This is a genomic window from Caldisalinibacter kiritimatiensis (assembly GCF_000387765.1).
Classification (GTDB): Bacteria; Bacillota; Clostridia; order Tissierellales; family Caldisalinibacteraceae; genus Caldisalinibacter; species Caldisalinibacter kiritimatiensis.
Genome location: NZ_ARZA01000198.1, coordinates 1 through 7,815, shown reverse-complemented (window position 1 = coordinate 7,815; position 7,815 = coordinate 1). Strand labels below are relative to the sequence as shown.

The 7,815-nt window shown below is 29.7% G+C and carries 7 protein-coding genes; all 7 read left to right on the top strand.

Features of this window, described 5'->3' with window-relative positions; all coding sequences use genetic code 11:
* Positions 1-401 precede the first annotated feature (401 nt).
* On the top strand, positions 402-1,226 hold the full coding sequence (locus L21TH_RS08725) for an ATP-grasp domain-containing protein (protein WP_006314252.1): 825 nt from the start codon (positions 402-404) through the stop codon (positions 1,224-1,226).
* 217 nt (positions 1,227-1,443) lie between these two features.
* Positions 1,444-1,971 (top strand): hypothetical protein, encoded by a 528-nt coding sequence (locus tag L21TH_RS08720; RefSeq protein WP_006314250.1) that lies wholly within the window; start codon positions 1,444-1,446, stop codon positions 1,969-1,971.
* A gap of 65 nt (positions 1,972-2,036) precedes the next feature.
* Entirely contained in the window at positions 2,037-2,714 is a 678-nt protein-coding gene (locus L21TH_RS08715) for a response regulator transcription factor (protein ID WP_006314248.1), read from the top strand.
* On the top strand, positions 2,714-4,051 hold the full coding sequence (locus L21TH_RS08710) for a sensor histidine kinase (RefSeq protein WP_006314242.1): 1,338 nt from the start codon (positions 2,714-2,716) through the stop codon (positions 4,049-4,051). Before L21TH_RS08715 ends, L21TH_RS08710 begins: the two co-directional genes overlap by 1 nt.
* A gap of 85 nt (positions 4,052-4,136) precedes the next feature.
* Positions 4,137-5,048 carry a quinolinate synthase NadA gene (gene nadA / locus L21TH_RS08705; protein ID WP_006314235.1) on the top strand — a complete coding sequence of 304 codons (912 nt, stop codon included), beginning with the start codon at positions 4,137-4,139 and terminating at the stop codon, positions 5,046-5,048.
* Positions 5,049-5,065: 17 nt separating this feature from the next.
* Positions 5,066-6,571 (top strand): L-aspartate oxidase, encoded by a 1,506-nt coding sequence (nadB, locus tag L21TH_RS08700; protein ID WP_006314234.1) that lies wholly within the window; start codon positions 5,066-5,068, stop codon positions 6,569-6,571.
* A 25-nt stretch (positions 6,572-6,596) separates the two neighbouring features.
* Positions 6,597-7,430, top strand: a complete 834-nt coding sequence (gene nadC / locus L21TH_RS08695; protein ID WP_006314232.1) for a carboxylating nicotinate-nucleotide diphosphorylase — start codon at positions 6,597-6,599, stop codon at positions 7,428-7,430.
* Positions 7,431-7,815 lie beyond the last annotated feature (385 nt).

Genomic DNA, 7,815 nt, shown 5'->3' with positions numbered 1-7,815 from the left:
TTATATAAGAAAGTATATTTATTATATAGCTTGTAATTAAGTTAAATACAGGTTTGAAAGATAGAAAAAATGTTTATAGAATTATTATCGAAAAGCGAAAGTCGAACAGCGAATAGCATAATTTTTTCTAAGAACTGACTAAAAAGCTACTAACTACTAACAACGAACTACTAACTAACAAATCGATGAAGTCGATTTTGTTCGTTATTAAAATAATTTGGTTATTCGCTACTCGCTGTTCGCTTTTCGCAGAACAAGTAAATAGTTAGAACAATAGAGTTAAAATATAGAATGGTATAAAAGATTTTTATTGCTTTATTACAGCCAAAAAATTTATATTGACTCTTTTCACAAAACTGTGTAATATAAATTTAGTTTTAGTATGTAGGGAGGAGAAAAAAGTGAAATTAGTGTCCTTTAATCCATATAGAACAATAGGTATACCAGGTGTCAAATATATAAAACCCGAGCATATGTTTAGAGAAATAAAAACTATAAAAAAGGCAGACTATATATTATTTCCTGAATACTGGCAAGTAAATTCCCTAGTATATGGACTTAAGAAAAAAATATTTCCAAATATCAATACTTTTCATTTAGGACACAATAAAGTTGAGATGACTAGGGCACTATTGGCAACTTTCCCTGAAAATGTACCTTATACAAGGATAATGGGGAAAAATAGACATAGTATAGAAATAATCGAAGAAGAGTTTGGATATCCATGTGTGGCAAAAGAAATAAAGAATTCAATGGGACAAGGTGTATTTTTAATCCAAAAAAAACAGGATTTACAGAGATATATAGACAATAATGATACTTTATATATACAAGAAAAGCTACCAATAGATAGAGATTTACGTGTTGTGTATGTAGGTAATAAAGTAGTATCAGCATACTGGAGAATAGGTAAAGAAGGAAGCTTTCACAATAATGTTGCTAAGGGTGGTTCTTATAGTTTTGAGAACATACCTTTAGGTGCTGTTGATTTAGTGGACAAAGCTGCGAAAACATTGGGCATAAATCATGCGGGGTTTGATGTGGTAGTAGTAGGAGATAGATATTATATATTAGAATTTAACGTATTGTTTGGAAACGAAGCTCTTAGACATTTAGGAATTTCAATAGAAAAAATGATATATGATTATATTCTTTCAGACTTTAAACCAAATGGCCCTGATAAACCTACATTTCCAGGTGTTCCAACAAGAAAAAAAATATCCTAAAGACTGGTTATCCAGTCTTTTTGTTTTTGATTTTAAATTGTATTTTTTGTATCTAGTCCCTAGTTTCCTTTCTTCAAAAGCTACTAATCACTAACAAATCGGTGACGACGCTTTTTTTCACACACTTTTTCCACATTTATAATATTTTTATCATAAATTTAGTTGCAATAATAAGAGTGTAAGGAAAAATAAAAAAATAGTAAAGGAGAGATGCAAAATGAAAAAACTTTTAACAATCTTAATGGTGGGTTTATTAGTATTTGCAAGTGTAGGGACTGCATTTGCAGAAGAACCAGATTTAACTTCTAGAACACAGCTTAGTTTAGAACAAATGCAACAAATGAGGGAAGCGGGACAAAGATATAAAGCACTAAAGGAATTCAAAGATGAAATACACCAAATAAATGAACTAAGAATAGAAAGATTAGAACTAAAAACTCAACAAATTGAGAAAAATGATAGCATAATTGACCTATATATCAGTGCAAGAGAAGAAGGAAATAAAGAAGCATTACTAGAAGCAAGAGAGGCTAGAAAGCAAATAAAAGAAATTAATAAGGAAATAAGTGAATTACACAAACAGCTTAAAGAAGAAAGAAAAGCATTCAGAGAAGATGTAAAAAATGATAACTTTGATGAAGCTAGAGAGCATATAAACAAAGTAATATCAATAAAGGAACAGATAAACAGCAAAGTTGAAGCAAAATTAGGATTACTAGACCAAATAATAGAAATACTTTCTTAAGAGATAGGGTTTCCTATCTCTTTTTTTTACATTAAAATGATATAATTAAAATGGAGGTGATAAAATTGAAACATATATTTGTAGTAGACGATGAGAAAAATATAAGAGATTTAATACAAAAATATCTTCAAAAGGAAGGATATAAAGTCACCCTTTTTGAACACGGAAACAACTTAATAAGTGAAATAAATAGACTGAAACCAGATTTAATAGTATTAGATATAATGATGCCAGGAATAGACGGGTTAGAGCTATGTAAAGAAATAAGAAAGAAGAGTGATATACCTATTATATTCGTTTCAGCTAAAGATGAAGAGTTAGATAGAATATTGGGATTAGAGCTAGGAGCAGATGATTATTTATCTAAACCCTTTAGTCCAAGAGAACTAGTAGTAAGGATAAAAAATATATTTAAAAGACTAGAAAAGAGTGATAGCTTTAAGTCTGAACATATAAATATAAAGGATATAGATATATACTGCGAAAGAAGATATGTTGAAAAAAATGGTGTAGAAATAAAATTTACTACAAAGGAATATGAATTACTTGAATTTCTAGTAAAAAATAAAAATATGCCTTTTACTAGAGAACAGCTACTACAAAGGGTTTGGGGATATGATTACATAGGAGACCAAAGAGTTATTGATGATTTAGTTAAAAGAATTAGAAAAAAGTTAAAAAAGGTTGATTCAGAATTAAAAATAACCACTGTATGGGGTTATGGATATAGGGTGGATGGATAATGACAAAGATAGGGAAAAAGCTTATAATTACATATATTATCTTACTTATAATTACCTTTCTAGCTATAACTATTTCTTACAATTCTTTATCTAAAGTATATTTGTTAAATGAAACGAAGCAACAGCTTAAAGATGAAGGTGAAAAAATTGCAGAGATTTTAAAAGGATTTAGTCTTGATGAAAGAACTATAAGAGACAGAATAAATGATATACAAAAGCTAAAGGTAGCAGGTAGATTTATTGATTCACAGATGATTATATTAAATGGCAATAAAAACATAGTTTATAAAGATACTGATATAAAGTATCCTCAAATTTTACTAAGGATAATAAGAGAGAGAAAAAATACAATAAAAGGATATATATCAAAAGCAACTCCTATATTAGATGACAATGGAAATATCAAAGGACATGTAGTATTGTCCACTAGAGTTGAAAATATAAATAAATTAAATAATCTTCTTAGAAGGTCTAGACGTATAAGCTTTACAATTGCAGGAATTTTAGCATTTATAATAGGGATAATTTTTGCTAGAGGAATAACAAAGCCTATTAAAAAGCTTGCAAATAAAATGAAAAATTTCTCACTAAAAAAATATGAAGACCAGGACATTATAAAAACTGGAGATGAAATAGAAGAATTAGATAAATCCTTTAGAGAAATGGCTAATAGAATTAAAATGTATGACGAGCAACAAAAAAGATTTTTTCAAAATACATCCCATGAGTTAAAAACACCTTTAATGTCAATTCAAGGCTATGCAGAAGCTATAAAGGATGGGATTGTGGAAGGTGAAGAATTAGAAGAAAGCTTAGATATAATCATAAATGAAAGTCAAAGACTAAAAAAGATTGTGGATGAATTAGTATATCTTACAAAGCTCGAAAATGCTAAAGAGCACTTTAATTTTGAAAGAAAGAATTTATTAGACATAGTTAATAAAGCTGTTAAGTCTGTTAAGAGCTTAGCAGATGAAAAGGGAATAAGTATAAAAATTTTACATGATATTAATCACGTTGGAATGTATGATGAAGACAAGCTTATAAGGGCGTTTATAAATATTTTAGGTAATGGCATTAGATATGCAGAAAAAGAAATAACAATAAACATTAAAGATAATATAGATAAAATAGTCATTACAATTACAGATGATGGTACAGGCTTTAATAATGGTGAAGAGAAAAAGGTATTTGATAGATTATACAAAGGCAACAAAGGAAATACAGGAATAGGATTGGCTATAACAAAGGCTATAGTAAATGGACATAAGGGAAGCATTACCGCATACAATAGCTCTACTAAAGGAGCAGCATTTGAGATATCATTACCTAAATAATCATTGAATGTAGGAAATTAAAGTGTTATACTTTAAATATCAGGTGTAAAGACACATGTAAATACAATTAGAAAGGGTAATATTTATGAAAAAAAATAAAATAATACAAGATATAGAAAAATTAAAAAAAGAAAAGAACGCTATTATATTAGCACACAGTTATCAGATTCCAGAAGTTCAAGAAGTAGCAGATATAGTTGGTGATTCACTAGCATTAAGTAAAGCTGCAACTGAAGTAGATAACGAAGTAATAGTTTTCTGTGGAGTAAACTTTATGGCAGAAAGTGCTAAAATATTATCACCAAATAAAAAGGTATTATTACCGATAAAAAGTGCAGGCTGTCCTATGGCAGATATGGTATCAGCCAAAAGATTAAGACAATATAAAAAGAACAATCCAGATACTACAATAGTTTGCTATGTAAATTCTAGTGCTTCAGTTAAGGCTGAAAGCGATATATGCTGTACTTCATCTAATGCACTAAAAGTGGTTGAGAGTATTGATTCAGATAAAATTTTATTTGTACCTGATAGAAATTTAGGTAACTATGTTAAAAACAACGTAAAAAATAAACAAGTTGAATTATGGCCTGGATTTTGTCCTACCCATAATAATATATCATTAAGGGAAGCATTAAAAATAAAAGAAGAGCATCCCGAGGCTGAAATATTAGTACATCCAGAATGTAGCGAAAAAGTCATCGAATTAGCTGATTTTGTTGGTAGTACGTCGCAAATAATAAAATATGCTAATGAATCAAACTCTAAAGAATTTCTGATAGGTACAGAAATGGGAGTTTTACACATACTAAGAAAACAGAATCCTAATAAGGAATTTGACCTATTATATCATAATTTATTGTGTCCAGATATGAAAAAGACAAGATTAGAAGACGTATTAAATGCTTTAATGTATGAACAACACGAGATTAATGTAGAGGAAGATATAAGGCAGAGGGCATTAATAGCTCTTAATAAAATGCTAGAGATAAGTTAATAGAGGTGAACCGTTTAATGTTAAAGGATTATTATGATGTCATAATTGTAGGTTCAGGATTAGCAGGGCTGTATACAGCCCTTAATTTGAATAAAGAATTACGTATAGCTATACTTTCAAAGGGTGAAATGAGCGAAAGCAACTCAAACCTAGCTCAAGGAGGAATAGCTGCTTGTATAAAGGATGACGATGATTTTTCCTATCATATAGAAGATGCTTTAATAGCAGGCTCACATCTAAATGACAAAGAAAAGCTTGAAACTATGATACAGGAAGCTCCACAAAATATTAAGAATCTCATTGAGCTTGGAGTAAATTTTGATAAAGATAGTGACGGAAACATAATGACTACAATGGAAGGTGGACACAGTAAAAGAAGGGTATTACACGCAGGTGGAGATGCTACTGGAAAAGAAATAATGAAAGCTTTAAAAGAAGAAGTGACTAAAATGCATAATATAACTGTGTGGGAGAATACTTTTGCTGTAGATATAATAAAAAAGGATGACATATGTGTAGGTTTACAAGTTATATGCAATAGGAAAACGTATAACCTATTCAGTAAGTTCGTAGTATTAGCCACAGGAGGGATTGGCTCCCTTTATAAAGATAGTACAAATCCAACCATAGCAACAGGTGACGGAATAGCTATAGGGTACAGAGCTGGATGTATTTTAAATGATATGGAGTTTATACAGTTTCATCCAACAGCTTTATATACTAAAAATGAAGGAAAGAAGTTTTTAATATCAGAAGCAGTAAGGGGAGAAGGAGCATTTTTAAGAAATAAATATGGAGAAAGATTTATGCTTAATATTCATCCCAAAGGAGAATTAGCATCACGGGATATAGTATCACAAAATATATATAAAGAGATGAGAGATACAAATAGTGAATACGTATATATAGACATTACACATAAAGATAAAGATTACTTACAAAATAGATTTCCTAATATATATAAAAAGTGTTTAGAAAATGGATTCGACATGTCAAAGGATTATATACCAGTAATACCAGTAGAGCATTACTTTATAGGTGGAATAGTAACAGATATTAATGGTAGGACTAACATAGAAAATCTATATGCCTGTGGAGAATGTGCTAATACAGGTGTTCATGGAGCCAATAGATTAGCAAGCAATTCTCTTTTAGAGTGTATAGTATTTGGTAAAAGAATAGCTAACCATATAAACTTTAATAAAGATAATGTTCAAGTACAAGAAGTAAATAAAACTGATGAGGTAAATATAAAGAAAAGAAAAGTTGACAATATTGTTGAAGACATTAAATATTTAGTAAGAAACATAATGAGTGATTATGTAGGAATAGTTAGAACAGAAGTAGGCTTGATAAAAGCAAATGAGATTATCACGAGAATGTTAGAAGCTATTTCAAATAAAAGAAATTATTCTATTGATTATTTAGAGGTTATTAATATGCTTACTGTAGTAAAATTAATCATAGATAGTAGTTTAAAGAGAAAAGAAAGTATCGGATGTTATAAAATAGAGAATATATAAGATTATGCAAGGAGAGAGACTTAAGATGCAAAGATTTCATATAGAAGAGATAGTTAAGAAGGCATTATTAGAGGATATGAATAATGGTGACATAACAACCGATAATTTAATAGATGAAGAAAGTATAAGTGAAGCAGAAATAGTTGTAAAAGAAGATGGTGTAATAGCAGGGTTAGAAGTAGTAGAGACAGCTTTTAAATTTTTAGATGATAATATAGAAATTCAAAGGTTAGTTAACGATGGTGATGAGGCAAATAAGGGGACAGTTATCGTAAAATTAAAGGGAAAAACGAGAGCTATTTTATCAGCAGAGAGAACAGCTCTCAATCTTATTCAGCGAATGTCAGGAATAGCTACCCAAACATCGTTATATACTAAAAGAATAGAAAAATATGATGTGAAATTAGTTGATACTAGAAAAACTACACCTGGATTAAGAGCTTTAGAGAAATATGCAGTTAGGATGGGAGGAGGCTATAACCATCGCTTTAATTTATCTGATGCTGTTATGATAAAGGATAATCATATAAAAGCAGCCGGTGGAATTAAAGAAGCTATATCAACTTTAAGAGAAAAGATAGGTCATACAGTTAAAGTTGAAGTTGAAGTAGAAACTTTAACTGAACTTAAAGAAGCTATTGAAGCTAAAGCGGATATAGTAATGCTAGATAACATGAGTATAGAGGACATGAAAAAAGCAGTAGAAATAAATGAAGGTAGGGTTATACTAGAAGCTTCAGGTAACATTACATTAGATAATATTGAAGAAGTAGCTAAAACCGGTGTTGATGTTATTTCATCAGGAGCATTAACACATTCAGTTAAAGCTTTAGACATTAGCTTGAAGTTGAGGGATTGAAAATTGAAAATGTCGTCGACCTCCGGTGATGCAAAAACCCCCGAGGGTCGACAAACAAAAAAGTCCTTCAAATCCTGATAACTTCGTGATATAATATTTATGAAATGAAAAGGTTATAAATGGTAAACCTTTATTTTTACAGGTTTTTGATGGTTCTAATCGTACCAGTAGTGGAATTGAAACATACTTGTTGTAATCATACATAATAATAAAGTTAAAAGTTCTAATCGTACCAGTAGTGGAATTGAAACTTTTTATTAACGTTATGACCTTCTTTTTTTAATATTTGTTCTAATCGTACCAGTAGTGGAATTGAAACTAGGAATGGACTTATGTCAATATTTTAGACACAAAAAATCGAACATTTTTGTGATTTTAAATAGTA